Raw genomic sequence first — 13299 nt, 5'->3', positions numbered from 1 at the left:
GGCTCCTAGGTTCGTTCGATGCGCAGGCGGTACTGGAAGGCATCGCCGCGGTAGTAGAGGTACTCGAAGTCGATCGGGCGATCGCCGACGTAGGTCAGGCGCTCGATGCGCAGCAGCGGCGAGGCCTCGTCGATGCGGAGGTGTCTGGCCAGCCCCTCGTCGGCGGAGATGGCCTCGATCTGCACGTCGGCATGGGTGAGGTGCAGGCCGTAGTCGTTCTCGAGGATCACGAAGATGTCGCGCGTGGGCAGGTCCTCCTGCGACAGGCGCTCGCCGATCTCGAGGGGGAAGTAGCTCTGGTCCACCGAGATCGGCTCCCGGTTCAGGTAGCGCAGGCGCTGGATCTCGAACACCGCGTCGCCCAGCCGGCAATCCAGTCGCCGCGCGACCACCTCGGTGGCGGCGACGCGCCGCATGCTCAGCACTTGCGAGAAGGTCTCGTAGCCCGAGGGCGTCATCGCCTCGCCGAAGCCCTGCAGGCGCGAAAGGTTCTGGAAGGCCTTGGGCTTGGCGACGAAGCTGCCCTTGCCGGCCACCTTGAAGATCAGCCCCTCCTTCTGCAGGTCGCCCAGGGCCTGTCGGACCGTGATGCGGCTGACCGAGAAGGCCTCCATCATCTGGCTCTCGGAAGGCATCTGGCTGTGCGGCGCATAGGTGCCGTCGAGCACGCGGCGGCGGATGATTTCGCGGATCTGCGCATGCATCGGTACCGACGACATGGCGACGACCTTGTTGTCGGCGCGAGCCCTTGGCGGGGCCTTGCGGATGGCATTCATCGAAGCGGTCCAACCTGTTATGTCAGGTCATGACTAGCAGCTTGCGTGCCACCCACGGACCAGGTCCCTGCGGACCGGGCGTACGAGGGAGGTGGAGCCCTCTAGCCTCATCTGCACGCGGAAGGCTTGTGCTGCATCAAGGTGCCTGCATGGACATCGGCGCACCGGCGCAGGGCAGCGACAACACTCGACGCACCGGCGTGAAAGATGAGGCTGGCAGCAGCCACCCGGCACCCCGTCGGCGCGCCCTCAAGCCAGGCGCTTGACTCAGATCGATATTTCGATTATGATGGAATCATGAATGAAAAAGCCGCCGTCGCCGCCCTCGCCGCCCTGGCCCAGGAGGCGCGCCTGCGCGTCTTCCGTGCCCTCGTCGGCGCCGGCCCCGAGGGCATGACGCCCAGCGCCCTGTCCGCCATGCTCGACATCCCGGGTTCCACGCTGTCCTTCCACCTGAAGGAACTCATGCACGCAGACCTCGTGAGCGTCGAGCGCGAAGGCCGCAACCTGCACTACCGCCCGGCCCTGGGGCAGATGAACGATCTGCTCGAGTACCTCACCGCCCACTGCTGCATGGGCAAGTCGTGTTCACCCAGCGGCACGAAGCGCCGCTCCACCTGCTGACCCGGAGTACGTCATGAAGCGATTCCACGTCCACGTCCATGTCGAGGATCTCGGCCAGAGCATCGGCTTCTATTCGAAGCTCTTCGCCGCCGAGCCCACCCGCGTCGAGAGCGACTACGCCAAGTGGATGCTCGAGGACCCGCGCATCAACTTCGCGATCTCCACCCGGGGCCACTCGCCGGGCGTCGACCACCTAGGCTTCCAGACCGACGACGCCGAGGAGCTCGCCGGATTGAAGGCACGCGCCGAAGCCGCCGACATGGCGCTGCTCGACGAGGGCCAGACCACCTGCTGCTACGCCCGCAGCGAGAAGCACTGGGTCACCGACCCGCAAGGCATCGCCTGGGAGCACTTCCACACGCTGGCTGATGTCCCCATCTTCGGCGAAGACCGCCAGGGCGAAACCGCATCGGCCTGCTGCGCGCCGGTCGAGCCCGAAGCGCCCCCGGCGGCCGAAACCTCCGCCTGCTGCACCCCGAAGCCCCGCGGCAAGGCGGTCGGCATTCCCGTCAAGGCTTCGGGCTCCTGCTGCTGAGATGACCACGCACGTCCTCATCCTGTGCACCCACAACTCGGCGCGCAGCGTGCTGAGCGAAGGGATGCTGAACCACCTGGCCGCCCAGCTCCGCAAGGATGTCCAGGCGCACAGCGCCGGCAGCACGCCGAGCGGTCGCATCAATCCCTTCGCCATCGAGGCGCTGCAGAACGCGGGCATCCAGACCGGTGGCTACCGCAGCAAGAGCTGGGACGAGTTCAGCCAGGACGGCGCCCCGCCGCTGTCCATCGTCATCACGGTCTGCGACAGCGCTGCGGCCGAGACGTGCCCCGTCTTCTTTGGCGGCTCAGGCGGCCAACCGGTCAAGGTGCACTGGGGCTACCCCGATCCCTCGAATGCCGAAGGCGGCGACGAAGGCAAGCGCCGCGCGTTCGAGCTGACCCGGCAGGCGATCGGCTACCGCATGCTGCAGCTGCTCGCCCTGCCGCTGGAAAGCATGGACCGCCAGGTCCTGGCGGCCGCGCTGGTCGACATCGGCAGGAGCTGACCGGCGATGAACACCACCACCCTGCCCGCGCGCGCCGAGTCGCCGGCGCCGATGAGCGTCTTCGAGCGCTACCTCACTGTCTGGGTCCTGCTGTGCATCGTCACCGGCATCGCGCTCGGCCAGCTGCTGCCGGGGCCCTTCCAGGCCATCGGCCGCATGCAGGTCGCCCAGGTCAACCTCCCCGTCGGCCTGCTCATCTGGGTGATGATCATCCCGATGCTGCTGAAGGTCGACTTCGGCGCGCTGCACCAGGTCAGGCAGCACTGGCGTGGGATCGGGGTCACGCTGTTCGTCAACTGGGCGGTCAAGCCCTTCTCGATGGCGCTGCTCGGCTGGATCTTCGTCCGCCACGTGTTCGCCCCCTACCTGCCGGCCGGCCAGGCCGACAGCTACATCGCCGGCCTGATCCTGCTGGCCGCTGCACCGTGCACCGCCATGGTGTTCGTCTGGAGCCGCCTGACCGGCGGGCATCCCCTGTTCACGCTCAGCCAGGTGGCGCTGAACGACACCATCATGGTGTTCGCCTTCGCGCCCATCGTCGCGTTGCTGCTGGGCCTGTCGTCGATCACGGTGCCGTGGGACACGCTGCTGACCTCGGTGGTGCTCTATATCCTGATCCCGGTGGCCATCGCGCAAGCCTGGCGCAAGGGGTTGCTCGCCAAGGGCCAGGCCGCGCTTGAAGCCGCGCTCGCGAAGATCGGCCCTTGGTCGATCACCGCGCTGCTGGCGACTCTGGTGCTGCTGTTCGCCTTCCAGGGCGAGGCCATCCTGAAGCAGCCGCTGGTGATCGCGATGCTGGCCGTGCCCATCCTGATCCAGGTGTTCTTCAATTCCGCCCTCGCCTATGGGCTGAATCGCCGGCTCGGCGAATCCCACAGCGTGGCCTGCCCTTCGGCCCTCATAGGCGCGAGCAACTTCTTCGAGCTGGCCGTGGCTGCGGCCATCAGCCTGTTCGGCTTCGAATCCGGCGCCGCCCTGGCCACCGTGGTGGGCGTACTGATCGAGGTGCCGGTGATGCTGCTGGTGGTTCGCGTCGTCAACCGGAGCAAGGGCTGGTACGAGGCCGGCGCCATGCGCTGAACCCCCGGGCAGGGACGGAGCCTCGGCTCCGTTTTCTCAGGGCATTTAGTTGCTATTGACAACCTACTGCGTGAGACCTAAGGTGCGAGCCGATCGTTGCTACCCATCACCAGATGAAGAAGATGGCCGCGAAGCCGGCGCTGCCCGGCGAGATGCTGCGCGAGGTCGCGCGCCTGTACACCCGGGCGCAGCGCGCGGTGGCCGAGTGCTGTCGCACCGGCAGCACGCAGTGCCACCTGCTGGTCGAGCTGGGCCGCTCCGGGCCCTTGCCGCTGAGCGAGCTCGGCGCGCGCCTGAGCCTGGAGAAGAGCTGGGTCTCCCGGGCCGTGGATGGGCTGGTCGAACGTGGCTGGGCGACGAAGGAACCGAATCCGCTCGACGCGAGAAGCTGGCTCGTCACGCTCACCCCCGATGGCGAAGACCGGGTGCGTGAACTCAACGCCACGCTCGACAACCATGCCTGTCGCGTGCTCGAGTACCTGAGCGAGCGCGAACGGGCGACGGTCGAGAAGTCCCTGCTGCTCTTGCTGAAGGCCCTGCGCGAGGACGTAGACATCGCCTCGTGCTGCCCCCTCCCGCAGGACGCGGCCTCTGCGAAGGATCGAAAGTCATGCTGCTGAACGAGAACATCTCCCTGCGCCAGGCTGCGGCCACCGACTGGCCTGCCGTCGAAGCGCTGCTGCTGGCCAACAAGCTGCCCACCGAGGGCGCGCGACAGCACCTGCCTGCCTACCTCCTGGCCGTGAGCAACGGTGAAGTCGTAGGCTGCGCCGGCGCCGAGGTCTACGGTGACGTGGCGCTGCTGCGCTCCGTCGCCGTCGCGCCGGGCCTGCAGCGCCAGGGCATCGGCCAACTGCTCGTCGAACGCCTGCTGCAGGAGGCCGCCCGCCGGCAGATCCGAAAGCTCTTCCTGCTGACCGTCACCGCGCCGGAATACTTTGCCCGCCACGGCTTCAAGCGCGGGCCGATGGCCCAGGCGCCCGAGGCCCTCAAGGCCTCTGCGGAGTTCCAAGGCGCCTGCCCGGCTTGCGCGGCCTTCATGTCATTGACGTTGGCACAGCCGAAAGCGCCGCGTACCGACCTGCCGGTCGCCGTGATAGGCGCCGGCCCGGTGGGACTGGCAGCGGTCGCCCGCCTGATCGAGCGTGGCATCGAGCCGCTGCTCATCGAAGCCGGCGACGATGTCGGCGCGAGCTTGCGCGACTACGGCCATGTGCGCTTGTTCTCGCCGTGGCGCTACAACGTCGACCACGCGATGGCCGCACAGCTCGAAGGCACGGGGTGGGCCGCGCCGGATGCCGACGAATTGCCGCTGGCCTCCGAAGTCGTCGACCGAGTGCTGAAACCCTACGCGGCGCTGCCGGCCGTGCAGCGCGCGCTGCACCTGGGCACCCGCGTGACGGCGATCAGCCGCGAAGGCTTCGACAAGGTCAAGACCACCGGCCGCGAGAGCGCGCCCTTCGTGATCCGCGCGACGCGGGAGGGTCGCACGGTCGAGTTCCGGGCCCGCGCGGTGATCGATGCCAGCGGCACCTGGTCCCACCCCAATCCGCTGGGCGCGAACGGCCTGCCGGCGATCGGCGAACGGGAGAACGCTTCAGGCATCGTCTACGGCATCCCTGACGTGCTGGGCCGCGACCGCGCGCGATACGCCGGCAGGCGCACCCTGGTCGTCGGCGCGGGCCACTCGGCGGCCAACGCGCTGTTGGCACTGGCCGAGCTGGCCGAGGTGGTTCCTGGCACGCGCCTCGCGTGGGCCGTGCGATCACCGGTGCTGGCGCGAGTCTTCGGCGGCGGGCAAGCCGACGCATTGCCCGCCCGCGGTCGGCTCGGCTTGGCGCTGAAGGCCTTGAGGGACGGCGGGCGGATGGAATTCGTGAGCGGCCTTCGCATCCGCGAAGTGGCGCGAACCGGGGCCACGCTGACGGTGCGCGGCCAGGGCGCCGAGGGGGCAGTCGTGGAGCTCGAGGGCATAGACCAGATCGTCTGCGCGACCGGTCAGCGTCCCGACCTTGCCATGGTCGGCGAACTGCGCCTGAAGCTGGACCCCTGGCTCGAATCGACCGAGGCGCTCGGGCCGCTGATCGACCCCAACCTCCACAGCTGCGGCACGGTGCGGCCCCATGGCCATCGCGAACTCGCGCATCCCGAGCCAGGCTTCTACACCTTGGGCGTGAAGAGCTACGGCCGCGCACCGACCTTCCTGATGGCCACGGGTTTCGAGCAGGCGCGCTCGGTGGTCGCCGCGATCGCCGGGGACCTGGCGGCGGCCGACCGCGTCGAGCTGGAGCTGCCGCAGACCGGTGTGTGCGGCGTATCGCCAGCAGCCGAGGCGCCCGTGCGGGAGCTCAAGGCGCCGCTCGCTGCCGGCTGTTGCGGCTGAGCCGCCGTGAGGAAGTTCGCCCAGGCCCGCGCCGTGCTTCCGCTGGGCCTGGCCCAGACGCTGGCCTGGGCCTCCTCCTACTACCTGCCGGCCATGCTGGCGCAACCGATGGCGCGCGAGATCGGGATCGCCACGCCGACCGTCTTCGCCGCTTTCTCGTTGGCGCTGGTGCTTTCCGCCATCGTCGGCCCCTGGTCCGGACGCTTGATCGACCGCCACGGCGGGCGGCCCGTGCTGATGGGCACCAGCGTGCTCTTCGCCGCCGCTCTCCTCGCACTCGGCACCGCAGACAGCGCCCCTGCCCTCTTCGCGGCCTGGGGATTGATGGGCATCGCGATGGGCAGCGGCCTGTACGAAGCGGCCTTCGCGACCCTGGTCCGCCTGTACGGCCATGACTCGCGCAACGCGATCACCGGCATCACGCTGATGGCCGGCTTCGCCAGCACGATCGGATGGCCCCTGTCGGCCTGGCTCGACGCGCGCTTCGGCTGGCGTGGCGCCTGCTTCACGTGGGCCGGCCTGCACCTGCTCTTGGGGTTGCCGCTGAACGCCTGGCTGCCCAGTGCCGCGCCGATATCCCGGAAGGACGCCATCGAAACGGGGCCGGCCCCGATCGCCTTCGCTGTACCACCCCGAGCGTCCTCGACCGCCTTGACGACCCTCCTGCTGGCCTTCGTCTTCGCGGCCACGTGGTTCACCAGCACCGCGATGGCAGCGCACCTGCCGCGCATGATGCTGGCGGCCGGCGCCAGCCTGGCCGGCGCAGTGGCGGTAGGCGCCCTGATCGGCCCGGCCCAGGTGGCGGGCCGCCTGCTCGAGTTCGGCCTGCTGCGCCGTGTGCATCCGTTGCTGTCGGCGCGCCTGGCGGCACTGGCCCACCCGATGGGGGCCGCCGCCCTGCTGCTGGCGGGACCGGCCGCGGCACCGTTGTTCGCCGTGATGCACGGTGCGGGCAACGGCATCCTGACGATCGCGAAGGGCACGCTGCCTCTCGTGCTCTTCGGGCCACTGGACTACGGGAGCCGCCAAGGCTGGCTGATGCTGCCCGCCCGAGTGGCCCAAGCGATGGCCCCCTTGCTGTTCGGTCTGGTGCTCGACCGCCTGCAAGCCGGTGCCCTGTGGCTCACCACCGGCCTGGGCATGGCGGCCTTCATGGCGCTGCTATGGCTGCGCAGCGATGCACGTCCAGGGGTTCGCACTCGCCCGGACGCTCCGCCTCGCCACTTTTGAGGGCTCACGTCGCGGCAGCCACAGGGGGCGCTGCGATGAATCCGCTCTCCAGTCCGATAGGTGTTTCCCTTACATAGTTCGAGCAACGAACAAATTATTATTCCTGTCGTGACGATTTAGCGCCATATCAACCACCTGCCGGTTGCAGCTGCTCGGAACGCCTGTGGCTCCGGCCCGTGGCTCGGAGGTGCTGTACAGCCACTGAAACCGTGCTCCGCATGGCGGCATCCGCGTGCCGCGTCGATCACCACTCGCAGGTCCATGGCAGACGCCATGGTTCCTCTCACCGCACAGTCTCCCAACCCGCTTCCGATGGCCAATTCCCAGCTTCTCCTGCCGCTGCCCGTCCTGCGCCCCCTGGCGGCCGCGCTGCTCACCCTGGGCCTGTGCGCGACGGTCCCCGCCGCGCCGCCCGCCAGCCGCCAGGTGACCCTGGACCGCGCCGCAGCCACCGAGCCGATGGATCGCTTCTTCGACCTGTCGGTCGGTGCCGATTACCCCGGCACCACCGGCCGGCCTGAGAACCTGGCGCAACTCAAGACCGCGGTCGATGAACTCGGCTTCCGCTACCTGCGCTTCCACGACATCTTCCACGACAGCTACGGTACGGTGAAGAAGGACGGCGACAAGCTCGTCTTCGACTGGACCGGCATCGACAAGCTCTACGACGCCCTGTTGGCGCGGGGCATCAAGCCCTTCGTCGAGCTCGGTTTCACGCCCGGCGTGATGAAGACCTCGCCGCTGTCGATCTTCTACTGGAAGGGCAACACCTCGCACCCGCAGCCCGGCCCATGGGCCGAGCTGATCGACGCCTTCGTTCGCCACCTGATCCAGCGCTACGGCATCGAGGAGGTGCGCGCCTGGCCGTTCGAGGTATGGAACGAGCCCAACCTCGACGGCTTCTGGGAGAAGGCCGACCAGAAGGCCTACTTCGAGCTCTACGCCAACACCGCTCGCACGATCAAGAAGATCGACCCCAGGCTGAAGGTCGGTGGCCCGGCGACCGCGGGAGCGGCCTGGGTGCCGGAGCTCCTGGCCTACGCCAAGGCCAACGACGTGCCGGTGGACTTCGTCACCACCCACACCTACGGCGTGACCGAAGGCTTCCTCGACGAATTCGGCAAGTCCGACCGCATCCTCGCGACCGACCCGAACTCGATCATCGGCGACGTGCGCCGCAACCGACAGGAGATCGAGGCCTCGCCCTTCCCCGGCCTCCCGCTTTACGTCACCGAGTGGAGCACCAGCTACAACCCTCGCGACAAGGTGCATGACAGCTACGTCAGCGCGCCCTGGATCCTGACCAAGCTGCGCGCCACGCGCGGCTACGCGCAGGCGATGAGCTACTGGACCTACAGCGACCTGTTCGAGGAGCCGGGCCCGCCCGACGCGCCCTTCCACGGCGGCTTCGGGCTGATGACGCGCGAGGGCGTGCGCAAGCCGGCCTGGTTCGCCTACAAGTACCTCAACGCGTTGCGCGGCAACGAGATCCCCAGCGCCGACGACAAGGTGCTGGCTGCGGCCGACGGCGACAAGACGGCGGTCGTGGCCTGGGACTGGCAGCATCCCGACCAGAAGGGCAACAGCAACGGCATCTTCTTCGGCAAGCCGGTGCCCAACGGCCCGGCGCCGGCGATCAAGCTGACGCTGCGCCACCTCAAGCCCGGCGCCTACCGGCTGGAGCTCCGGCGCGCCGGCTACAAGGTCAACGACGCCCACACCGCCTACCTCGAGATGGGCTCGCCCAAGCAACTCGACGCCACGCAACTCGCGAAGCTGCAGTCGCTGACGCAGGATCTGCCCGAGGTGAAGCGCACCGTCAAGGTCGGCAAGAACGGCCTGCTGAACTTCACCTTGCCCATGCGCAGCAACGACATCACCTTGCTGACGCTGGAGCGGGTCAAGCGCTGAGCTGCGACACCGCCCCCTGACGATGCTTCCCATGAGACTCTGTCTGATCGGGGCGATCGCCCTCGCCTTGTCGGCCGCCACCGGGGCGACGGCCGCTGCAGTGACGGCACCAGCGGCCGCCTCAGCGGCCTCGGGTCCCTCGATGCAAAGGGCGCAGGCCCTGGTGGCGCAAATGACGCTGGCGGAGAAGGCCAGCCAGTTGCAGCACGACTCGCCGGCCATCCCGCGCCTGGGCATCCCGGCGTACAACTGGTGGAGCGAGGGCCTGCACGGCGTGGCGCGCGCGGACGTGGCCACCGTGTTCCCGCAGGCCATCGGCCTGGCCGCGAGCTGGGACACGCCGCTCGTGCAGCGTGTGGGCGAAGTCATCGGCACCGAGTTCCGCGCCAAGTTCCTGAACACCGTCGCCGCCGACGGTTCGTCCGGCCTGTACCGCGGCCTGACAGTGTGGTCGCCCAACGTCAACATCTTCCGTGACCCGCGCTGGGGCCGGGGCCAGGAGACCTACGGCGAAGACCCGGCCCTGACCTCGCGCATGGGCGTGGCCTTCATCCAGGGGCTGCAAGGGCCGGATCCGAACCAGCCGCGTGTGTCGGCCGCCGTGAAGCACTTCGCAGTGCACAGCGGCCCGGAGGCGGATCGGCACAAGGAGGACGTGCAGGTCTCGCCCCGCGACCTGGTGGACACCTACCTCCCGGCCTTCCATGCGGCCGTCACCGAAGGCCGGGCCGAATCAGTGATGTGCGCCTACAACGCGGTGGACGGCGTACCCGCCTGCGCCAACGAGCGCCTGCTGCAGCACTACTTGCGCGACGAGTGGAAGTTCCAGGGCCATGTCGTGTCGGACTGCGGTGCCGTCGCCGACATCCACATGGATTGGGCGCACCACTACGTGAAGACGCCTGAGGAGGCCGTGGCCCGGGCCGTGCACGCCGGGACCGACGTGATCTGCGACTTCGGCGGCAACAAGACCGCCTCGCCCGCCACCACCGTAGCCGCGGTGCAGCAGGGGCTGCTCAGTGAGGCCGAACTCGACCGTGCGCTGCACCGCCTGTTCGACGTTCGCCTGCGCCTGGGATTGCTCGCTGCGCCTGGCCAAAGACCTTTTCCAGAAATCACGGCGCGTGATTTCGACACCCCGGCCCACCGCGCGCTCAACCTCGAGTCGGCCCGCCGCTCGCTGGTGCTGCTGAAGAACGATGGCCTGCTGCCGTTGAAGGCCCCGCCCCGGCGAATTGCCGTGATCGGCCCCAACGCCGACAGCGTGGATGCGCTGGTGGGCAACTACAACGGCACGCCGTCCAAGCCGATCACGCTGCTGGCCGGCCTGAAGGCGCGCTTTCCCGGCGCGCGCATCGATTTCGTCGAGGGCACGGGCTGGGTCGCGCCGGCACTGGAAGACGTGCCGGCGTCCAGCCTTTGCGCCGACGCCACTTGCAGCCGCGCCGGCCTGAACGTCGAGCGCTTTGCCAATCTCAAGCTCGAGGGTTCGCCCAGTTCGGCTGGGCCCACGCCTCAGGCCGCGTTCAAGTGGGGCTGGCCGGACGCCTACGACCGCCTGGAATCGGCGCGCTGGACCGGCTTCGTGCGCGCCAGCGAGAGCGGCGAGCATCTGTTCCGGCTGAAGGGCAACCGCGGCTACCGTGTCTGGATCGACGGCCAGCTGGTGGTGGACCTGTGGGACATCGCCTGGCCCACCAGCACCCGAGGCGTGACGCTGAAGGCGGGCCAGACCTACGCCCTGCGCGTGGAGGCCCTGCAGACCGGCTGGGAGGGCGACCAGCGGCTTCAGTGGAGCCGCCCTGGCGCCAGCGACGATGCGGCCGTGGCGGCCGCGCGCAAGGCGGACCTGGTGGTGTTCGCCAGCGGCCTGACCTGGGAACTGGAAGGCGAGGAAATGACCGTGCTGGCTCCCGGCTTTGCCGGCGGCGACCGCACCCGCATCGACCTGCCCGCGCCGCAACTGAAGATGCTGGAGCGTCTGGCGGCGCTGGGCCGCCCACTGGTGCTGGTGAACTTCAGCGGCAGCCCCATGACCTTCGGCGCCGCCACGCAGAAGGCGGCGGCCATCGTGCAGGCCTGGTACCCGGGCGGCGAAGGTGGCCAGGCGGTGGCCGAGCTGCTGGCCGGCGACTTCAGCCCGTCCGGCCGCTTGCCGCTCACCTTCTACCGCTCGGCCGAGCAGTTGCCGCCCTTCAAGGACTACGGCATGCAGGGTCGCACCTACCGTTGGTTCAAGGGCGAGACCTCGTTCCCCTTCGGCCACGGCCTGAGTTACGCGCGATTCGCCTACGCCCAGCCCAGGCTGGCACGCAGCCGCATCACCGCAGGGCAAGGCACGCAGCTTTCGGTGCTGTTGAAGAACGAGAGCCCGCGCGAGGCAGCCGAGGTGGTGCAGGTCTATGCCCGGCGCTCCGGTGCGATGGCGCCTGAGCGCACGCTGGTGGCCTTCCAGCGCGTGGTGCTGCGGGCGGGTGAATCGCGCCGGCTCAGCTTCGATCTGGACGCCAAGGCGATGAGCGTCGTCCAGGCCGACGGGGAGCGCGTGGTGGAGGCCGGGTCGGTGTGGCTGTGGGTCGGCGGCGGCCAGCCCGTCGCGGCAGTCACCGGAGTACGCGCCCCCGGGCAGATGCTGAAGCTGCAGGTCTCGGGGCGTGCGGAGCTGCCACCGTTTTGACAGAGGCCGTCGCCGGCTGGGCGCTGCGCCACCCCGGGGGCGCTCTCAACGACCTTGCCTACGCAAGCTGAACACGGCACCGCCCTCGCCTGCCATCGCTGACGCCACACCGAGCAAGGTGCCCTTCGGTTCTTCGATCAGTGGCGCCTGGCATTGTTGCGGGCCTGTTCTTCTGAACCGGTAGGGCACATGCACGTGCCCGTCACGCGTCACCCGCACCAGAGCCCCGGCACGCCGCTTGTAGTCGTAACTCGTGGTCAGGTAGAGGTGCCCGTCACTGGCTTCGAGGAGGCCGTGGGACGGCGACACGCCTTCGGTGTCGCTGTTCAAGGAGGCCAACGTGGTGGCTTGGCCATCGCGTGCCAGGTGGTACACCGTGCCGTTTCCGTGGGTACCGCCTCCACTGGTCACGCCGAAGAGCTCCCCATCGCGCGTGAGCGTCATGCTGCCGATCGGCTCGCCGCCATCCTGGCCTGAAAAGTCATGCAGGGGCTCGAACCCCGCCGGGCTCCAACGCCAGAGCGTGCCGCGCTGACCCCGTCCGCCCTTCAGCGTGCCGCCATACAAGCGGCCGTCAGGGCCCTCAACCACGCCGCCATCGGGCTCCACTCCTGCGACGCCGCCCGCGAAAACGTGGAGGACTTCGGGTTCGTTGCCGTCTGCCCGCGGATCGAATCGATAGAGGCAGCCGGCGCCGTGGGGGTGGTATCGCGTGGTTCCGTAGAGTTGTCCGTCGGTGGCTTCGTACAAGCCGCTGGCGGGCACCTGCCCACCGAGTCCGAAGGAGTACAGGGTCGCGAACCGGCCGCCCAGCGTCAGCGAATACAAGGTGCCCACGCTGTACTGCCCACCCCCCGGCGTGGTGCCGTACAGCTGGCCGTCGCGGGCCTGGATCAAGCCGGTCGCGGGGCCACCGCCAAACGGGCCCTCGAACTCGTGAAGGAACACGAAATCGCTGCCGTCGACCGACATGCGAAAGATCGTGCCGGCATCGGCCGGTCCGCCGAAATGCGTGGTTCCGTAGCACGCGCCGTCGTCGGCGATATACAGCGGTCCCGTGGGTTCGCGAGGGTTGTGAGGATCGTCCTGCCAGCTGTGAAAGACGTGCAGCGTCTGCAAGCCTCCAGAGTCGACGGCATCGGTGCCGGCAGCAGGCCATGCGCTGCGGCTGATTGATGCGCCCAGCATCCCGAAACCACTGGCGAGGAGAGTGCGACGATGGACGGTCATGGGGCTTCTCGCAGTTTTCGCTGGATCGTGCGCCGGCGAGTTTGCGCGCGGGCCATCCGGGCTGTCAAAGCTGCAAAGAAGGGGCTGCCGGCGTCGGCTCCATGCCACTTCGCCGTCAAGTTTGGGTGCTGCCTGAACGAGTCTTGAACTGATAGTCCAGGCCACAACCAGCCGGTCGCCAATGTCCTCTCGGTCGCTGCACCCGCAGCGGTGCGGCAGTGAGTCCAGCCCGCGATTTGGTGTGTGCAACCGTCCAAGCGCTTGGGCTCGCCCACGTAGGCGCTCGCCGTGCGATCACGCCGTCGTCCCTTGATGGGGCCAGAGCCACCCGGCGCGCGACAATGA

The 13299-nt window shown here is 68.7% G+C and carries 11 protein-coding genes; 9 read left to right on the top strand and 2 right to left on the bottom strand.

Annotated elements, in window-relative coordinates; all coding sequences use genetic code 11:
- Positions 1 to 5: 5 nt before the first annotated feature.
- Positions 6 to 776, bottom strand: a complete 771-nt coding sequence (locus ACS5PM_RS24160; RefSeq protein ID WP_439390279.1) for a GntR family transcriptional regulator — start codon at positions 774 to 776, stop codon at positions 6 to 8.
- Positions 777 to 1073: 297 nt separating this feature from the next.
- On the opposite strand from ACS5PM_RS24160, the gene ACS5PM_RS24155 reads away from it, so the two are divergent.
- From ACS5PM_RS24155 to ACS5PM_RS24115, 9 genes are all read left to right on the top strand, one after another.
- Positions 1074 to 1400, top strand: coding sequence for an ArsR/SmtB family transcription factor (locus ACS5PM_RS24155; RefSeq protein ID WP_439390277.1), 327 nt, complete (start codon positions 1074 to 1076; stop codon positions 1398 to 1400).
- 13 nt (positions 1401 to 1413) lie between these two features.
- Entirely contained in the window at positions 1414 to 1935 is a 522-nt protein-coding gene (locus ACS5PM_RS24150) for an ArsI/CadI family heavy metal resistance metalloenzyme (protein WP_439390276.1), read from the top strand.
- A 1-nt stretch (position 1936) separates the two neighbouring features.
- Positions 1937 to 2443, top strand: coding sequence for an arsenate reductase ArsC (locus ACS5PM_RS24145; protein WP_439390274.1), 507 nt, complete (start codon positions 1937 to 1939; stop codon positions 2441 to 2443).
- 6 nt (positions 2444 to 2449) lie between these two features.
- Complete coding sequence (arsB, locus tag ACS5PM_RS24140; protein WP_439390273.1) at positions 2450 to 3523, top strand: ACR3 family arsenite efflux transporter; 1074 nt, start codon at positions 2450 to 2452, stop codon at positions 3521 to 3523.
- Between the two features lie 113 nt (positions 3524 to 3636).
- Positions 3637 to 4143, top strand: a complete 507-nt coding sequence (locus ACS5PM_RS24135) for a MarR family winged helix-turn-helix transcriptional regulator (RefSeq protein WP_439390272.1) — start codon at positions 3637 to 3639, stop codon at positions 4141 to 4143.
- Positions 4134 to 5906 carry an arsenic resistance N-acetyltransferase ArsN2 gene (gene arsN2 / locus ACS5PM_RS24130; protein ID WP_439390270.1) on the top strand — a complete coding sequence of 591 codons (1773 nt, stop codon included), beginning with the start codon at positions 4134 to 4136 and terminating at the stop codon, positions 5904 to 5906. The genes ACS5PM_RS24135 and arsN2 overlap by 10 nt, the downstream gene beginning before the upstream one ends.
- 93 nt (positions 5907 to 5999) lie before the next feature.
- Positions 6000 to 7136: an MFS transporter gene (locus tag ACS5PM_RS24125; RefSeq protein ID WP_439390352.1), complete on the top strand. Its 1137-nt coding sequence runs from the start codon at positions 6000 to 6002 to the stop codon at positions 7134 to 7136.
- Positions 7137 to 7448: 312 nt separating this feature from the next.
- Entirely contained in the window at positions 7449 to 9047 is a 1599-nt protein-coding gene (locus ACS5PM_RS24120; RefSeq protein ID WP_439390269.1) for a GH39 family glycosyl hydrolase, read from the top strand.
- A gap of 31 nt (positions 9048 to 9078) precedes the next feature.
- Entirely contained in the window at positions 9079 to 11724 is a 2646-nt protein-coding gene (locus tag ACS5PM_RS24115; RefSeq protein ID WP_439390268.1) for a glycoside hydrolase family 3 protein, read from the top strand.
- Positions 11725 to 11769: 45 nt separating this feature from the next.
- Here the strand turns inward: ACS5PM_RS24115 and ACS5PM_RS24110 are convergent, their stop codons facing one another.
- On the bottom strand, positions 11770 to 12954 hold the full coding sequence (locus tag ACS5PM_RS24110) for a choice-of-anchor tandem repeat GloVer-containing protein (protein ID WP_439390267.1): 1185 nt from the start codon (positions 12952 to 12954) through the stop codon (positions 11770 to 11772).
- Positions 12955 to 13299 lie beyond the last annotated feature (345 nt).

It is taken from the genome of Ideonella flava (assembly GCF_051857595.1).
Taxonomy (GTDB): domain Bacteria; phylum Pseudomonadota; class Gammaproteobacteria; order Burkholderiales; family Burkholderiaceae_C; genus Ideonella.
This window is presented reverse-complemented; position numbering and strand designations above follow the sequence as displayed.

Coding starts and splice junctions, on each gene's coding strand:
- ACS5PM_RS24160 (WP_439390279.1), bottom strand. CDS start 776: ATGAATGCCATCCGCAAGGCCCCGCCAAGGGCTCGCGCCGACAACAAG.
- ACS5PM_RS24155 (WP_439390277.1), top strand. CDS start 1,074: ATGAATGAAAAAGCCGCCGTCGCCGCCCTCGCCGCCCTGGCCCAGGAG.
- ACS5PM_RS24150 (WP_439390276.1), top strand. CDS start 1,414: ATGAAGCGATTCCACGTCCACGTCCATGTCGAGGATCTCGGCCAGAGC.
- ACS5PM_RS24145 (WP_439390274.1), top strand. CDS start 1,937: ATGACCACGCACGTCCTCATCCTGTGCACCCACAACTCGGCGCGCAGC.
- arsB (WP_439390273.1), top strand. CDS start 2,450: ATGAACACCACCACCCTGCCCGCGCGCGCCGAGTCGCCGGCGCCGATG.
- ACS5PM_RS24135 (WP_439390272.1), top strand. CDS start 3,637: ATGAAGAAGATGGCCGCGAAGCCGGCGCTGCCCGGCGAGATGCTGCGC.
- arsN2 (WP_439390270.1), top strand. CDS start 4,134: ATGCTGCTGAACGAGAACATCTCCCTGCGCCAGGCTGCGGCCACCGAC.
- ACS5PM_RS24125 (WP_439390352.1), top strand. CDS start 6,000: ATGCTGGCGCAACCGATGGCGCGCGAGATCGGGATCGCCACGCCGACC.
- ACS5PM_RS24120 (WP_439390269.1), top strand. CDS start 7,449: ATGGCCAATTCCCAGCTTCTCCTGCCGCTGCCCGTCCTGCGCCCCCTG.
- ACS5PM_RS24115 (WP_439390268.1), top strand. CDS start 9,079: ATGAGACTCTGTCTGATCGGGGCGATCGCCCTCGCCTTGTCGGCCGCC.
- ACS5PM_RS24110 (WP_439390267.1), bottom strand. CDS start 12,954: ATGACCGTCCATCGTCGCACTCTCCTCGCCAGTGGTTTCGGGATGCTG.